The organism is Neptuniibacter sp., from assembly GCF_024231755.1.
Lineage (GTDB): Bacteria > Pseudomonadota > Gammaproteobacteria > Pseudomonadales > Balneatricaceae > Neptuniibacter.
In genome coordinates this window covers 1-15,678 of record NZ_JAAEQH010000111.1, presented here as the reverse complement: position 1 = coordinate 15,678, position 15,678 = coordinate 1, and the positions used below count along the sequence as shown (strand labels likewise).

At 49.6% G+C, this 15,678-nt stretch carries 14 protein-coding genes; 12 read left to right on the top strand and 2 right to left on the bottom strand.

Annotated elements, in window-relative coordinates; all coding sequences use genetic code 11:
• Positions 1-267, bottom strand: a 267-nt coding sequence (locus GY843_RS05955) for a hydantoinase/oxoprolinase N-terminal domain-containing protein (RefSeq protein ID WP_297307518.1), incomplete at its 3' end; no start/stop codon positions are given.
• A gap of 885 nt (positions 268-1,152) precedes the next feature.
• Between GY843_RS05955 and GY843_RS05950 the strand changes: the two genes are divergently transcribed.
• The 9 genes from GY843_RS05950 (at position 1,153) to GY843_RS05910 (ending at position 11,484) form a co-directional block, all read left to right on the top strand.
• Complete coding sequence (locus GY843_RS05950) at positions 1,153-2,490, top strand: ABC transporter substrate-binding protein (RefSeq protein WP_297307516.1); 1,338 nt, start codon at positions 1,153-1,155, stop codon at positions 2,488-2,490.
• Positions 2,491-2,675: 185 nt separating this feature from the next.
• The gene (locus tag GY843_RS05945; RefSeq protein WP_297307514.1) at positions 2,676-3,434 is read left to right on the top strand and encodes an SDR family NAD(P)-dependent oxidoreductase; all 759 of its coding nucleotides are present in this window, start codon (positions 2,676-2,678) and stop codon (positions 3,432-3,434) included.
• A gap of 89 nt (positions 3,435-3,523) precedes the next feature.
• A complete protein-coding gene (locus GY843_RS05940) occupies positions 3,524-4,303 on the top strand; it encodes an SDR family NAD(P)-dependent oxidoreductase (protein WP_297307512.1) in 780 nt (259 codons plus the stop codon).
• Between the two features lie 2 nt (positions 4,304-4,305).
• The gene (locus tag GY843_RS05935) at positions 4,306-5,115 is read left to right on the top strand and encodes an SDR family NAD(P)-dependent oxidoreductase (RefSeq protein WP_297307510.1); all 810 of its coding nucleotides are present in this window, start codon (positions 4,306-4,308) and stop codon (positions 5,113-5,115) included.
• Between the two features lie 112 nt (positions 5,116-5,227).
• Complete coding sequence (locus GY843_RS05930; RefSeq protein WP_297307508.1) at positions 5,228-5,866, top strand: cobalamin-dependent protein; 639 nt, start codon at positions 5,228-5,230, stop codon at positions 5,864-5,866.
• A gap of 30 nt (positions 5,867-5,896) precedes the next feature.
• Positions 5,897-7,240: a monomethylamine:corrinoid methyltransferase gene (locus tag GY843_RS05925; RefSeq protein ID WP_297307506.1), complete on the top strand. Its 1,344-nt coding sequence runs from the start codon at positions 5,897-5,899 to the stop codon at positions 7,238-7,240.
• A gap of 58 nt (positions 7,241-7,298) precedes the next feature.
• Positions 7,299-7,730, top strand: a complete 432-nt coding sequence (locus GY843_RS05920; RefSeq protein ID WP_297307504.1) for a nuclear transport factor 2 family protein — start codon at positions 7,299-7,301, stop codon at positions 7,728-7,730.
• Between the two features lie 376 nt (positions 7,731-8,106).
• Positions 8,107-9,771, top strand: coding sequence for an FAD-binding protein (locus GY843_RS05915; RefSeq protein WP_297307502.1), 1,665 nt, complete (start codon positions 8,107-8,109; stop codon positions 9,769-9,771).
• Between the two features lie 63 nt (positions 9,772-9,834).
• The gene (locus GY843_RS05910; RefSeq protein WP_297307500.1) at positions 9,835-11,484 is read left to right on the top strand and encodes an FAD-binding protein; all 1,650 of its coding nucleotides are present in this window, start codon (positions 9,835-9,837) and stop codon (positions 11,482-11,484) included.
• Positions 11,485-11,504: 20 nt separating this feature from the next.
• Here the strand turns inward: GY843_RS05910 and GY843_RS05905 are convergent, their stop codons facing one another.
• Positions 11,505-12,566, bottom strand: coding sequence for an Lrp/AsnC family transcriptional regulator (locus GY843_RS05905; RefSeq protein ID WP_297307498.1), 1,062 nt, complete (start codon positions 12,564-12,566; stop codon positions 11,505-11,507).
• Positions 12,567-13,179: 613 nt separating this feature from the next.
• Here GY843_RS05905 and GY843_RS05900 point away from each other — a divergent pair.
• The 3 genes from GY843_RS05900 to GY843_RS05890 all read left to right on the top strand — a co-directional run bounded on the left by GY843_RS05900 (position 13,180) and on the right by GY843_RS05890 (position 15,340).
• Positions 13,180-13,764, top strand: a complete 585-nt coding sequence (locus GY843_RS05900) for a DUF6125 family protein (protein ID WP_297307496.1) — start codon at positions 13,180-13,182, stop codon at positions 13,762-13,764.
• A 182-nt stretch (positions 13,765-13,946) separates the two neighbouring features.
• Positions 13,947-14,537, top strand: a complete 591-nt coding sequence (locus GY843_RS05895; RefSeq protein ID WP_297307493.1) for a hypothetical protein — start codon at positions 13,947-13,949, stop codon at positions 14,535-14,537.
• Between the two features lie 47 nt (positions 14,538-14,584).
• Positions 14,585-15,340, top strand: coding sequence for an SDR family NAD(P)-dependent oxidoreductase (locus GY843_RS05890; RefSeq protein WP_297307491.1), 756 nt, complete (start codon positions 14,585-14,587; stop codon positions 15,338-15,340).
• Positions 15,341-15,678: the final 338 nt, after the last annotated feature.

Genomic DNA, 15,678 nt, shown 5'->3' with positions numbered 1-15,678 from the left:
CGTCTTCACGCCGTTTCGATTGATCAGGATGTTCGTACCGATAGTCGTTCCCTGAACCAGTGCTGATGATTGTCCTAACAGACCTTCCAGTGAAAGGCCGAGCTTTTCAGCTGCATTCGTTACTGCATTCAGAACGCCTGTCCCTAACTCACCGGGAGTTGTCTCTGCTTTCCCGATGGCGGTATTTCCGTCCTTATCAATTACGAGGACATCAGTGAAACTTCCACCAGTATCAACTCCTACAACATACTGCGTTCCATTATTCATACTACGGTTCCTCCTAGTTAGAATGTTTTACCTGTGAACAGGTTGGTACATTCCTTCATACATCCCGCTCCGCCGTCACCTAACGCGCAGCCATCATCTAGAGAAACAAGACCACTTTGGCAATCCAGTCAGGCTCCTCCGATTGAACACCAAGGTTGCGAGTGCCAGCTGGCAGATATTTTTGTACTCGCGTCGCGACGTAATATATCATATATCAAGCTAGGGTCATGACAACTTATGTAGATATGGTAATACTTTTAGCATATGGCGCACAAAATGTCAATACATAAAGTATAACAATGGCCTAGATGGAAAGAAGAATCACTTGCAAGCCTAAATAATGGAAATACATTGAATTGTGGGATGCCCCCGGTCTCAGTGGTGTCATGCCTTCATCTCGAGAACCTCAATTGATGGCCTAGTTTGTATGAGGAATATGACTCAACTCGATACATGTACAAACACCTAAGAATCCTTCGTGCGTTGCCATATTTGTACTGGAAGTTACTGCCTTGAGTACGCTTATTGTTGCCGTATTAACACGTACAACCGATAAACAATTGCCAATATAGTGCAATATGTGTCTAATGTATTGACTTAGTAGCGCTAACATGGTAAAGTAGCTTACCAAAATGTAATAATCGCATTGATGTTCGCATCTCATATCTATCATTTGCCAACATATACCAATATAAGGATTAGGTCGGATTGTTTGTCTTGAGAGTAGATAGTAAGGAGATGCAAGGTGAAACAATATGCTGAAATCTGATAAAGGAGGTGCTGATTGGATTGATTTGGAACGTGTGGCTGTAAGTGCTGCATATGAAGCAAAATGATGAGAGGTACTGTCTCTCACAAAGGAATTGTAAAACAGGAGGTATGGCTATGAGAATCGCAAGCAAAGTAGGTATGTTTGTTCTGATAGTGGTTTTGCTAGCATCATTGTTGATAGTTGCATGTGATGACGATGATGATACGCCAACACCAACCGCTGCGCCAACACCAACCGCTGCGCCAACACCAACCGCTGCACCATCACCAACCGCTGCACCGACACCAACTCCGACGGAACCGGTAGAGGATGTGACCATCACCATCGGTAACTTGTCCGACGTGACCGGTCCGGCAGCCAATGCAGTAGGCATCACCGACACCTGTATGAAAGATCTGATCAAGTACTTCAATGAAGAAAACCTGATCCCAGGGGTGGAATTGAAAATGCAAATCTACGATGGAAGGCTTGATCCCAGCATGGCCTTGGGAGGCTATGAGTGGTTATTGCAGAAAGACTCTGATTTCCTAATCACAGTATTAGGCCTGATGTACATCCCGATCCTGGAGTCACGTCTGGCGGATGATGAGATGGTTCTGTTCTCACTATCACCACCGCAGGGAATCCTTGAGTCTCCTCCGGCATGGTCGTTTGTCATGAATGGTCCTTACGAGGCAATTGCCAGTAGTCAGCTTAAATGGGTTGCCGAACACGATTGGGATTACCAAGCCAATGGACCAGCCAAGGTAGGAAGTGCGGGCTGGATTGGCGTAGGCACGACCTCAATGGCCGAAGCCCTGGAGGCGTATTGCACGGAACACCCGGATCAGTTCGAGTGGGTGGGTGCTTTTCTCAACGAGTACTCTCCAACATGGGGCCCGGAGGTAGAGGGTCTCAGAGATTGCGACTACGTCGTCCCTCCCATGACGGGCTTCGCGATCCCATCATTTGTCAAAGAGTATAGACAGGCAGGCGGCGAAGCTAAGTTCCTCGGCAATGATGCTCATACTGCTGAAATGAGTCTAGTAGTCCAAGGCGCTGGATGGGACCGAATTGACGGAACTCTGGTTCTGGCCTTTAACCCGTGGTGGACTGAGATCGGCGAAGAAATGGTCGACCTGACGCACGAACTGGCGAATAGGTATCACGGATCCATCGAGGTGATTCTCGAAGGTGGGGCAGCTTACACGCAGGTAGTTCCGCAGTACTACGGGGTGCTCAGCATCATAGCCGAAACCGTGAAGCGAGTAGGTCCAGAAGGTCTGACCGGAAGGGCAATAAGGGAGACCGCCGAGTCCTTTTCCATGAGTTATGGCAGCGTGCCGGCATGGAATTTCACCGAGACCAAGCGGATGGCATGGAACGCTTTCAAAATGTACGAACTGAGTGCATCTGAGGAAAACCTGGTGGAAAAGGATCCTAACTGGTATCCACTCTCGTATGGACCATAAGAATTGAACATCAGAACTGAATAAAAAAAACAAAGGTCACTCAATAAAACATATGCACCCTTTCAAATTTATTCCTACGAAGGGTGCACGAAAGGGTTAAATACTGTGTTGTGTGGGCATAGGGGAATGCCGTTCCACATGCATTTAGATGTCTGTGTGTTGCACTTCACCGGGGGGATGTTTAAGTGAGTAAGCTTGATAGGAAGATAGCGATCGTTACCGGAGCTGGACAGGGCATTGGCAAAGGGATCGCATTGGCACTGGCCAAGGAAGGTGCGGACGTGGTGGTTGCTGGAAGGACTGTTAAGAAGTGCGTTACGACTTCGAATGAGATCAAAACTTACGGTGCTCGAGCATTACCAATAGTGTGCGACGTAGGTCAGAGACGACAAGTGGAAGCTTTGGTGGCCGCAACGGTCGAGGAATTCGGAACTGTGGATATTCTCGTCAACAATGCCCAGGCTACAAAACCCCAGGTGACATTCGAAGAGACGACCGATGAAGATATGACTCTAGCAATCCAATCAGGCTTGATGGGAACGTTCCATTGTATGCAGATATGCTTGCCTTACCTCAAGAATCGGGGGGGGAAGATCATCAATGTAGCCTCCGCTGCGGGAACGGAAGGGCGAGCTGGATTCGCATCGTATGCTGCTGCGAAAGAGGGCATCCGGGCCCTGACACGGGTAGCTGCCCATGAGTGGGGGAAGTACCATATCAACGTAAATGTTATCTGCCCGCTTGCCAATTCACCAAGTTTTCAGCAATGGGCCACAGCATTTCCAGATGAGTTCCAAGGCTTCTTGGCTGAAGTGCCGATGGGCTATTTAGGAGAGTGCGAGAAAGACATCGGGCGAGTAGTGGCGTTTCTGGCAAGCTCAGACTCGGACTATATAACTGGTCACACAATCATGGTAGACGGGGGAGAGTCGGTCCTGCGTTAAACTGGTTAAGTGGAAGACATTGTCAATCTCGTTACTTGATAGGGGGGTCTGTACAGACATCATCAACCAGACAAAATGAGGAGTTGCTCATGGTGAAAAAGCTGGATGACAAAGTAGCTCTGATAACCGGGGCTGGTTCGGGAATTGGCCGGGCTTCATCCGTCCTTTTGGCTAGAGAAGGAGCCAGGGTCGGTGTAGTTGATAATGTTATAGAAGGAGCAGAAGAAACAGTCAGGCTAATAAAAAATACCGAAGGCGAAGCTATTGCGATCAAAGCCGATGTCTCTGTTGTGGCTGATGTTGAAAATATGATTAATACGGTGGTCGATGCTTATGGTCGATTGGATATACTTTTTAACAACGCCGGTATTAGCGCGGTGAATCGAGCCTTCACTGCGGAACTATCCGTTGAGGACTGGGACACAGTGATAAATATTAACCTCAGAGGCGTTTTCCTTGGCTGTAAATTTGCCATACCCCACTTGCTGAAAAATGGTAGAGGATCAATTATCAGCACCTCATCCGTTAACGGGCTGAGAGCAGCTACAACAATCGCCCCGTATTGTGCGTCGAAAGCGGCAGTTATCAATCTCATGCGGACGGTTGCTGCGGAATATGGCCAGCAGGGCATCCGTGCCAATGCAATTTGCCCGGGTGTTATCGAAACGGGTATGACTACGGACTTCGTACCGTTCTTTGATTTCAATTTCATCGGTCAAGGTCGGGCAGGACAGCCCGAAGAGATCGCGCAGACCGTTCTCTTCCTGGCCTCTGATGATTCTAGCTACTTGACGGGGGCAGCGATCCCTGTAGATGGGGGATGGTCAGCCGAGTTCAAAATTCCAATGAATCTGCCCGAGGGATTCTGATCATGGCAACGGACAGCATTTCGCAAGTGTTTGACCTCAGTGGCAAAGGAGCCGTTGTAACCGGTGGTGGTTCCGGTATTGGGAAAGCCATATCGACACGCCTGGCTGAAGCCGGCGCTGGTGTGGTTATAGCCGATATCAATGAAGAAGTGGCACGCGAAACAGTAAAAGAGATCACTGCCGCTGGTGGAAAAGCTCAGGCAATCAGGGCTGATGTTCTAAGCACCGAAGACGCAAAGCAGGCGGTGGAGTCCACGGCGTCATCCTTTGGCAGCGTTGACATTCTGGTCAACAATGCGGCGATATATCCGGCTGCATCGGTTCTCGAGATGAGCGAAGAAGCGTGGGACAAAGTTCTCAACACCAACTTGAAAGGACTGTTCTTTTTTTCTCAGGTCGCCGCCCAGCAAATGGTCTCCGAAGATCATGGAGGAAAGATCATCAACATTGCCTCAATCGAGGCTGTGCATCCCACCATAGGCCATTCCCACTATGATGCATCGAAAGGCGGTGTGTTGATGGTCACCAAAGCTCTGGCCTTGGAGCTGGCGCCCCATAAGATTCTGGTGAATGCCATTGCTCCGGGCGTCATCTGGACGCCGGGACTTGAAACGCTCTTACCTCTGTTCTGTGAACCCGCAGGGTTGACCTTGGAGCTACTCATGGAGATGACCGTGTACCCACGAATTCCCTTGGGGCGGGTGGGCGAATCCGATGACATAGCCAAGGTGGCTCTCTTTTTGGCCAGCGGTTTTTCGGACTACATGACGGGAGAGACGCTGGTGGTTGACGGGGGCTATTTGCTTTCGTAGGTGAGGATTTACGTTTTTTCGCTCCTTTGGAGAGGAGCGGCGTGGTAATCTCAGATTGTTTTCAATTTTGATCGTGAGAACCTATCGGATATGAGGTGGAGGTTAAGATTCGATGAGTATCCAAGAAATAGCTCAGGCCGTTGAAGAACTGAAAAGAGACCAGGCTCTTTCCTTGGTGGAACAGGCGCTCAACGATGGGACGGATCCGGCTGGAATCGTTCAGAACGGCATTGTCGGTGGATTGGAAGGGATAGGCAAGCGGTTTGAGGCCGAGGAGTATTTCCTGGCCGAGCTGATGATGGGGGGGAAGATCAGCCAGGCCTGTATCGACCTGGTCACTCCGCATCTTCCCGATTCGGCGGGAGCGAAGGCAGGCGTGGTGGTGATCGGGGCCGTGGAGGGAGACCTTCATGACATCGGCTATGGTCTTGTGGCTACCCAGCTGGAATTGAACGGGTTTGAAGTCCACAAGATCGGTGTCAACATTCCGGCAATGACGTTCATTGATAAGGCGAAAGAGAAGAATGCCGATATCATCGGACTCTCCGCCTTTCTGGTGACCACCATCCCGAACTGCAACGAACTGATTGACTATCTGCGAGACATGGGTTTGAAGGACAAGTACAAAGTGATCATTGGGGGCACCGAGACCAGTCAGGATAAGGCCGATGCCATGGGAGCCGATGGCTGGGCCAAAAATGCCGTGGGCGCGGTGGATCTTTGCAAGCGTCTGATGGCAAGCAAGAAGTAGTTATTTTGTGTAGAGATTAGGAGCTGATTAATGATTCCGATTATAGAGTTTCAAGAACGCGCACTGCGCGGGCCGGTAATGAAGGTCGACGAGTTCGATATGGAATTCGCCATGAAAGTCCGTGAGCTGGTGGCCAAATATGATATCAAGTACAATCCCGAAGAATTCATCGTCGATGATGCCACGGCTGATGCGGTGTACCAAGCTGGTGTAGAATTGCTGGCAGACATAGGGCTGTTGCATTTGGATACTGAGCGGGTAATCAATTACACAAAAGAAGAGATCGAGGCCTATGTACAGGAATGGCGCGAAAATCCGGCCAAGGTTGTCTTGGGCAAGGGCAAAGACGAGATTACCATCCAGTATCGAACCAGCACAGACATTAACCCCCCGGTTCTCTATAGCGGGCCTTCTGGCGTAGCCCAGGAGGAATGGTTCGCGGCATACGCCCAGTCATTTGCTCAGGAGCCAACAGTGAGCGCATTGGGAATTGTTGCCGGGCTCGATAAACTGGGAGAAATCAGACCTAAGGCTGGCACTCTAAGCGAGATCTACGTGGGACACTGGGAACAGGCTCAACTCAAGGAAATGCTCCGAAAGGTAGATAGGCCGGATATGCATTGCGGTTTGCTGGCCACAGTGAGCACTGCGGCTGGAATCATGGCCATGGTTGGCGATTTCCGTGGTCCGAAGAATACCCATATCGGAGTTCACGTCATCCCTGAACAGAAACTCAATTGGAACCAACTGGTGATGGCTCAGTTCTGTCAGGATCAGGGCATTGTACCCTGGCAGAGTTCCATGTCTCTGATAGGCGGCCTTTGCCGCAATGCTGCCGATGCGGCGGTGGGTATGATTGCCAACCTGCTGGGACAACTGTCGTATGCTCACGGACCGCTGTGCAGCATCTTCACCAATCATATGGATGGCAAGTTCGGAACCCCGCAGACGATCTGGGCCACTAGCGCGGCCATGCGCGCAGCCGAACGCAATATCAAGATAGCCATCGGAGGCTGCGCGCGCGGAAGAGGCACTCGACCCGTTACGGGATTACTGCAGTCAACGGCACAGGCCATTGCCAACACGGCGAGTGGGCTGGAGTATCTGTGGATCGGTGGATTTACCGGATTGGAGGCCAGATATCTCGGTGAGGCTATGGATGCAGTGGCTGGCATGCCAAGAAACAAGGCGAGTGCGTTGGTCAGCACGATCATGGCTCAAGTAGAGACAAAATTTGGTGATGAAGTCAAAGTCAAATCCTCATATTTCGCTGAATTATACGATGTAGAGACAGTTCAACCGAAGACGGAGTACGCGGATGCCCTGAAGCGAGCCAAAGAAGAATTGGCCCGTCTGGGTGTTCCATACCCGTAAAGTCGTCGATCATGATGCGTTATGTTTACTTGGGTAGGTAAACAATACGGAGGGATCTATGGGAAACAACACCTTGAAGGACATCGAGGAGATAAAGAAGCTCAAAGCAAAATACTTTCGCTTAATGGATAGAAAGCTCTGGAAGGAGTGGGGAGAATTGTTTACTGAGGATGTGGTTGCAGTTTATCATGGACCGCATCCGGAAATCAGATATGAGGGACGATTGGATATGGTCAGACAGGTCAGTACTGCCATTGGGGATGCAGTGACCGTGCACCATGGTCATATGCCTGACATTGAACTGACAAGCTCTACAACCGCTACCGGAACATGGGCCATGTTTGACTACGTCAGAAAACGCGAATCCTGCTTGAAGGGTTATGGGTACTATGAAGAGGATTATTTTAAGGAAAATGGGAAATGGAAGATCAAACGCCTCCTTTTAACTCGACTTCACGTAGACTTCGTTCCCATTAGTGCAGGCACCTAACAGTTTTACTCGCGTTCTTCTAGATTCTGACTTGCAGCTTGTGAATTAGGAAGACAATTATATGTTCGGGAGATTAACAGGGAGTAGAGGCGATCAGTTTGAGGAAAGCTTCATTATATATCATCGCAGGAAGTACCAATCCAAATGGCCGATGACGCTTACAAGAGATTTGGTTTGAATCCTCTGCTTGGGGAATCTCACCGTTTTACTCCGTGTTTTGCTGGTCGCTGGATTTCGTCACAATTCAGTTGCCCAGCAAAGCAACCACCCTCTGAGAGGGAGCCGGGGACTTTGAGCCATGTGTGATACTGGATGAAATGCACATTCTCTATATGAAATAGTCCCATTAGGTAGCTAAAGACCAAGGAGAAATGAAATGACTGGAAAACCAGAAATATGGGATCTTGAAGTTGACTTCATAGCCGTAGGCTCAGGCATTGGTGGACTCTCTGGTGCCATCGTTGCACACGATAAGGGGTTAAAGACAGTCGTGCTGGAGAAAGGTGGTATGCTGGGAGGCACTACAGCCCTTTCCGGCGGCGAAATCTGGGTGCCCAACAACTACATTATGAAATCGCAGGGCACGAAGGATTCCAGAGAAGATGCCAGAGCATATCTCGATTTCATGGCAGGTGGATACGCGGATCCAGAGCTTGCCAAGTTCTATCTGGATGTCTCTCCTATCGCTTGCCGATATTTTGGTGAAAAAGCAGGTATCCGGTGGAAGACCATCAAAGAATTTCCGGATTACTACTATCCGTTTGCGCCTGGGGCTGCTCCACAAGGCCGCTTTCTCGAAGTTGAGCCTTTCAAGGGTTCAGACCTAGGCGATTGGGCCCCAAAAACTCGATTAACTCCGCACATGCCCGGGGGTATCACCACAGATGAGATGTTCTCCTGGGGCGGTGTCACCGCAATGGCTGATTGGGACTGGGAACTGATCGGTCAACGAATGGTGGAGGACTACCGGACTTTTGGGCCAGGCCTGATGGCTTATTTCGTCAAAGCGGCCCTCGTGGACCGGCAGATTCACGCATATATCGATACACCGGTGAGAGAGTTAGTAACTGAGAATGGAGCAGTTATCGGCGTACGTGCGGAACGGGAAGGCATGGATTTCTTCATCCGGGCAGCCAAGGGAGTACTATTAGCTATTGGGGGCTATGACTGGAACGTGGAGATGGCGAGAACTTTCGAACACATGCCAGAATATCAGTCAGCCGCCGTACCCCAGGTACAAGGTGACAATATAATCATGTGCGGTGAAATTGGTGCAGCCATCGCCTCACTGCCTCCTCAGAGCCTGTCCCTTCAGCTTGGTGTTAATATCCCCAGTGAGGAAGCAGAAGGCAAGCCCCTCTGGAGACTATCTGGAAATGCAGGGAATCCACATATGATCATGGTGAATCGATATGGGCGGCGTTTTTGCGATGAATCATTCTATCCAGATTATGCGCCGAAACCTCATAATTGGGATGGTTGTAGAAAGGAACACCCAAACTTTCCACCTTATTTAATCTTCGATCAGAATCATCGTGATAAGTATCCGTTCCTTACCTACACACCCGAACGACCGATCCCAGAGGAATTGGCATCACAGGCCAACACTCTGCCCGAGCTTGCTGACAAGTTGGGGATTGATGCGGATGCTCTGGAGGAAGAGGTCACCCGGTACAACGAATTCTGCAAGGACGGCGTCGACAAAGATTTCGGTAGGGGGCAATATCCGTGGGCCAACTTTATGACAGGAGACCTAAGGCACAAACCGAATCCGAATATGGGACCTATCAACCGGCCACCGTTCTACGGTGTTCGCTTCACCATGGTCTCGGTGGGGATCTGTGCGGCAGGCTTGAAAACCAATACCAATGCTCAAGTGATGCACCTTCGTGGGCATCCGATCCCGGGTCTGTATGCCGCCGGGAACTCATCGGCCCTGATGGACACTGGAGCCGGTTATCAGAGCGGCATCGCCTGTACCAGAGGGATGCTTTGGGGCTATATCGCAGCACTGCATGCAGCAGGTGCCTCTATACCCTAAATCTCTATTGAGATCTACGGACGATGGTTATCTTTCCTTGATTATCTACTTGGAGGAAAAAACATGGCAACAAAACCAGAGAAGTGGGACCTGGAAACCGATGTCCTTGTGGTGGGTTCCGGAGGATCAGGGCTGACGGCTGCTATGGTAGCTCACGATATGGGTTCACGCGTGACATTGATCGAGAAGACGGATAAGATCGGTGGAGCAACAGCCCTCTCCGGTGGTTTTCCGTGGATCCCCAATAACCATTTAGAGAAAGAACTAGGCATCCCCGATTCTCGTGAAGAGGCCCTCACTTACATGACGTTTATTACGCAAAGACGAGTGGACGATGAACTGGTCGAAGTGCTAATTGACAAGGGTCCAGAAATGCTTAAGTACATCGAAGACAAGGTGGGATTGAGATTCTCTGTCTCGAGCATGCCCGATTACCATGCTGAGAAAATCGGCGGGAAAGTGAAGGGTCGCAGTCTTGGACCTCCGGCATTTGACACGAACCTGCTGGGTGAGAAGTGGAAAGACAAGATACGTCCGGCTCCGATCACGATGATACCCATATCCTGGGCAGAGTTCGAGGCCTCTGATGCAATGGCCAATCCCAAGAACCTCGACTTCAAGAAGATGGCCGAGAACATGACGAAAGGGATCGTCGGTATGGGGATGGCCACGGTCGGTTACTTGCTCAAGGGATGCCTGGATCGCGATATCGAACTATTGCTCAAAAGCCGTGCACGGGAGCTGGTTCTTGAGGACGGTCGTGTTATCGGTCTCAAAGCTGAGAAAGATGGGCAAGGTTTTTGCATCCGCGCCAGCCAAGGTGTCATCCTAGCATCCGGGGGATTCGAGTGGAACGAGGAACTCAAGAACGCTTTCATTCCAGGTCCTGACCTCCAAGCCTTGAGCCATCCCGCGAACGAAGGAGACGGCCATAGAATGGCAATGGCAGTGGGCGCAGAACTGGGGAACATGAGCGAGTTTTGGGGACAGCCAGCGGCGATACGACCGGGAGAGGAATATGAAGGTCGACAGCTTGTCCGTATTACTATGGGCGAGCGATCGCTTCCCCACGCGATCATGGTTAACCGCAATGGGCGTCGTTTCGTTGACGAAGCTCACAATTACAGCGATATCGCGAAGACGTTTTGCGCCGTCGATCCAGTAGCCCATGATCACTGCAATTTCCCGGCCTGGGTGATATTCGATCAGCAATTCCGAGAACGATATGGGGTGTTGACCGTTTTTCCCGATGCGCCTGACCCCGACTGGCTAATTAAAGCAGAAACACTGGAGGATCTCGCTGGGAAAGCCAAGATCGATGCCAAGGGACTCAAAGCGACTGTTGAGCGATTCAATGGTTTTGCCCGAGAGGGGGTCGATCCTGATTTCCATCGCGGTGCCAGTGCCTATGACAAATGGGGTGGTGACGCTAACCATAAACCAAATCCGTCTCTGGGCACGATTGAGAATCCGCCCTTCTATGCCATGTCTATCGTGTTGGGAACACTAGGCACCAAAGGTGGTCCTAGGACTGACGTCAACGGCCAGGTGCGGCATATCATGGGAGGCATTATCCAGGGCTTATACGCGGCTGGCAATGTCATGGCGAGCACTAGCGGTCCCGGCTATGGTGGAGCTGGAAATACCATAGGAGCGGGGATGACCTGGGGGTACATTGCTGCCAAGCATGCTGCTCTGCGGATTAAGAAATAGTAATCTGCGAATGATATGGTCTAACTGCGGACGAATGTAGCAGGGGAATGATCACGCTTGGGACCGGACATCTTTTTGCGAGATATCGATTCATCGTGATCGTTAGGCCCCGTTGACTTGTTAAGAAGTGAGTATGTGTATTTCTGGACATCCATTAAGACCATGATCTCTGTATTGGTGATGTCAGAAAGTGCCCCAAGGTTATGCCTGAGAAATGTAGACAACTCCTCCGTATCACGGGCTAGCACCATCAGCATCAGATCAAATCGCCCAGCCGTGACTGTTATGGAATGGACGTTCGGATACAGCTTCAGAGCGTCTGCGACGGAATCTATCCCACTTGGAGGAACATTGACTCCGATGAGCGCCCTCAACTGATATCCCAGTGCTGGAGGAGATGCAAGAGCCACGATCCTTATGCATCTATTCTTCTGAAGTCGCTGCAGCTTGGCTCGAATCGTGGGCCTACTGGATTTGAGTTTCGTGGCAAGATCTGAAATTGGCAGCGTCCCATCACGCTCAAGGGCTGCCATCAGTTCCAGGTCGAGACTATCCAGTTCTGGGTATGAATGATGCGCCATGATTGGTACCTCGTTGCGATAGGAAGGACTGTCGTTGAGCTCTAAATATGCAAAAGATTCCTTCTTGATCCCCAGTATCAACATTGTCTCAGTTTTCTTGATGCCCCACATTTTGCCCAGTTCTTGAATTGCAAAAGCGGACATCTCTCTTGTATTGTGAAACAGACCCCAGACAAGTATGTCATTGCGGCCAGCTATGATTGCGACCATATGAGTCAAATCATATGATGCGAGTCTCTTGGCAACATCGGCTACAGTGCCTGGTTCAACATCGATTCCGATAAATGCCTGTGTCTCGTATCCCAGAGATAGTGGTGCCGTAATGCCCACGATTTTGATAACGTGATTATCAAAGAGCCTTTGCAGCTTCTTCGACACTGTTGGCCTACTCGCCCCGATCTTTCCAGCAATATCAGAGGCAGATTGTCTTCCGTTGGATTCTAACTCTCTTATTATCTTCAAATCTGTTTCATCAAGCTCAGGCCGTAAGAGTTGATTCATAAGTCCTCTCCCTTCCAAAATAGCTCACTGAGTTGCCGAATGGTGTTAATCCCAGTGGGAATTTACTTACCGACCACAGTCTATCTGTGCGTGGATTCAGCGGGTACTTATCATCGACGGTCTCTACATGGAGTTCTTGCCACATTATACCAAAAAGACAATATTATATTACCATATTGTAAAATATTAAGTCAAATACACTTGCTACTTCAGTTCTCGCCTATCGCGCAAGACACCAAAAAATTAGCTGGATGGACCGGCGTATGCGGATTGTCAAGCATGACTAATGCCATCATGAACAAAGAGCAACTGCAGATCACGAGAAATGGGAAGAAGGTTTTTGACGTACCACCACAATGCGTGTCATAATTACTACACGTTTCCAATATAAACAGCAAACCGTGTAATACTTTTCCATTATAACATTATACAGGTCATAGTGGTTGACAATTCACTCTAATTATGTTATAAATATTGCCAGTACACAACAAAGCACACAGTATTTCTCGCGCCGTTTGGCTTGACGGTTGGTGGCATTGATGCAAAACGGGTCTAAATGTTGTTTCAGGTCGAGTTAAGGATCACAAGAATGTACTAGCAAAAGGAGGATAAAATGGCCGAGTTGACCGATTATAGTGGCGATTTAATGGAGGGGGAGTTTTCGCCTGAAATGGTGCTGGAGAATTTCTCAAAAGAAACCCTTATTAAGCTCGTACGCTACATATCCAAGCTGTATGTCAGGCTTGGGGGCGATCATGAAAACGCCGTGGAGAGAAGATGGGGGGCAGAGGCGGCCCACGAGGTCGGTGACGAAGCCTGGATGTATCACCGGTCGATCTTGAGAAAGTGGCTTCAGGAGGTCTTCGATTATCAGCACGGCAGTGACGTAGAAATCTACATGAAATATCATCAGATAAACCCAGCTGGCGGATTGCTATATCCGACAAAATGGGAGATGATCAGCCCCACTCATGCTATTTACACAATCCTAGCCTGCGACACACTCGAGTATTGGGAAAGAATCAAAGATGATACCAACATTTGCCGAATGTGCTTGGACGGTGGATATGAATGGAAATTCTTCCAAGCTGAAGCACAAGCGGTTAATCCAAAGATGAAAGTAACAATGCTGAAGTCACCGCCTCGCCAGAGTGAGGATGAAATTGCCTGTCAGTGGGAGTTTAAGATCGAAGAGTAGTAGGTAGTGCATCCATCTAAGATCAAGATGCAACGGGAAACGGTGTACAATCGATAACCATTGACCTTACTGTAAAAACGAGGCTGCTACTCACTGAATGCGAGAAAAGAGACCTTTCTACCAGTTCTCATGATACTATGAGATTCAAGTCAGAACGCCGATAGAATGACTGGAGACACGAAATGACAGATTTGGTGGACTATAGCGGCCCGATTCTGGAAGGTGAGTTGACACCTCAAGAATCCATGATGAGGTTTTCCAAGGAAACCTTAGCCGATGTGCTGCATGATTTATGCAAGCTGTACGTCAGGCTGAGTGGTGACTATGAGAATTGCATCGCAAGGAGATGGGGGTGGGACGAGGTCCATCCGATCACACTAGAGGCGTGGCAAGCCCATGACCCGTTGGCGTACCGCTGGCTTTTTCGTAAGAGGTTTAGGTTGCATGAAAGCGAAAGCGATGTCGAAGCTTTTCTGAAATGGCAGCAGATTCACCCTGCTGTTGGGGGGCTTTACCCAACCAAAGTGGAAATGAAAGGCCATAATTACGGTGTATTTACGATCATCAAATGTCGCTCGCTAGAGTACTGGGAACGTATCGGCGATAACAATAAGATCAAGGTGATTTGCTCAGAATGTGGCACTGACTGGGCATCGTGGCAATATGCGGCAGAGATGATCAATCCGAATATGAAAGTGACGGCGCTGAAAGTACCTCCACGGAGGACCGAAGAGGACATTGCATGTCAGTGGGAGGTCAGTCTAGAACACTAGAAATCAACGGACTTGTGATTGGTTTTAGCGATAATTGGGGGAGGACTATGAGATTAGATAACAAAGTTGCTATAGTGACTGGCGCAGCATCAGGAATCGGCCGTGCGACGGCTCTGGCCATGGCTCGTGAAGGGGCTCGAGTAGTCGTTGCAGACATCAATCTCGAGGGTGCCGTCTTAGTTACAGATGAGATCATTGCCTTGGGTCGGGAAGCATGCGCCATCAAGGCTGACATTGGGCAACGGGAGCAAGTGAATGCAATGGTCGCAAAAACCGTCGAACAATACCAGAGGATAGATATCTTGGTAAATAATGCGGCATACATCGCGTTCTACTGGGACACGCATTTTCACGAGATGGACGAGGAGGAATGGGATCGTCACATCAACATAACGTTTAGAGGAACGCTATATTGCTGTAAAGCAGTTATTCCACACATGATAGCTCAGCGGTCAGGGCGGATTATAAACGTCACTTCGGATGCCGCCCGATTGATCCAGCCGAAGGGCCAAGCCATGTATGCAGCATGCAAAGCAGCCATTGCAGGCATCTCAAGATGCCTCGCTGGGGAACTTGCCCGTTACGGCATACTGGTCAATTGCGTTGCCCCGGGGACAACTGAGACACCAGGATTTTTAGCCCAGCCCTCTGAGATCATCGAGAAGGTGAGGCAGTTGAGCCTCTTGAAGAAGGTGGGAGAGCCTGACGATATAGCCAATTTAGTGCTTTTCTTTGCGTCCGAGGAAGCCAAGTACATAACCGGTCAACACTGGAGCGTGGACGGCGGAGCCTCGTCGTTCTAAACCAGAGAGGATTGAAATGGGAATGCATGTGAAAATTTCTCACCATCACCTCTCTGCAACATGTCCGGTAGAGACGATTCATCACTGTTGGGCGCATTTTATATGCTAGCCACAAAAATGGAGGTGTTTTGGAGCAGTCATTGAACAAGTTTGGGTGGAGGTGGATATGGGATCCCCGTTTTGGAGCAGCCGTTCTTTTAACGGGATATCGAGAGGAAATAGTATAGCACAAAAAAAGATTATAGTCGGGGAGAGAGGATTTGAACCTTCCTCCATCCGCGTAGTAACCTCGGTGCGCTAATCTCTTTGGATGACGTCTAACTGTTCATTCAATCGTT

What these genes read in the sequence shown, in the direction of transcription:
- GY843_RS05950 (WP_297307516.1), top strand. Translation starts at nt 1,153, where the DNA reads ATGAGAATCGCAAGCAAAGTAGGTATGTTTGTTCTGATAGTGGTTTTG.
- GY843_RS05940 (WP_297307512.1), top strand. Translation starts at nt 3,524, where the DNA reads ATGGTGAAAAAGCTGGATGACAAAGTAGCTCTGATAACCGGGGCTGGT.
- GY843_RS05935 (WP_297307510.1), top strand. Translation starts at nt 4,306, where the DNA reads ATGGCAACGGACAGCATTTCGCAAGTGTTTGACCTCAGTGGCAAAGGA.
- GY843_RS05930 (WP_297307508.1), top strand. Translation starts at nt 5,228, where the DNA reads ATGAGTATCCAAGAAATAGCTCAGGCCGTTGAAGAACTGAAAAGAGAC.
- GY843_RS05925 (WP_297307506.1), top strand. Translation starts at nt 5,897, where the DNA reads ATGATTCCGATTATAGAGTTTCAAGAACGCGCACTGCGCGGGCCGGTA.
- GY843_RS05920 (WP_297307504.1), top strand. Translation starts at nt 7,299, where the DNA reads ATGGGAAACAACACCTTGAAGGACATCGAGGAGATAAAGAAGCTCAAA.
- GY843_RS05915 (WP_297307502.1), top strand. Translation starts at nt 8,107, where the DNA reads ATGACTGGAAAACCAGAAATATGGGATCTTGAAGTTGACTTCATAGCC.
- GY843_RS05910 (WP_297307500.1), top strand. Translation starts at nt 9,835, where the DNA reads ATGGCAACAAAACCAGAGAAGTGGGACCTGGAAACCGATGTCCTTGTG.
- GY843_RS05905 (WP_297307498.1), bottom strand. Translation starts at nt 12,566, where the DNA reads ATGAATCAACTCTTACGGCCTGAGCTTGATGAAACAGATTTGAAGATA.
- GY843_RS05900 (WP_297307496.1), top strand. Translation starts at nt 13,180, where the DNA reads ATGGCCGAGTTGACCGATTATAGTGGCGATTTAATGGAGGGGGAGTTT.
- GY843_RS05895 (WP_297307493.1), top strand. Translation starts at nt 13,947, where the DNA reads ATGACAGATTTGGTGGACTATAGCGGCCCGATTCTGGAAGGTGAGTTG.
- GY843_RS05890 (WP_297307491.1), top strand. Translation starts at nt 14,585, where the DNA reads ATGAGATTAGATAACAAAGTTGCTATAGTGACTGGCGCAGCATCAGGA.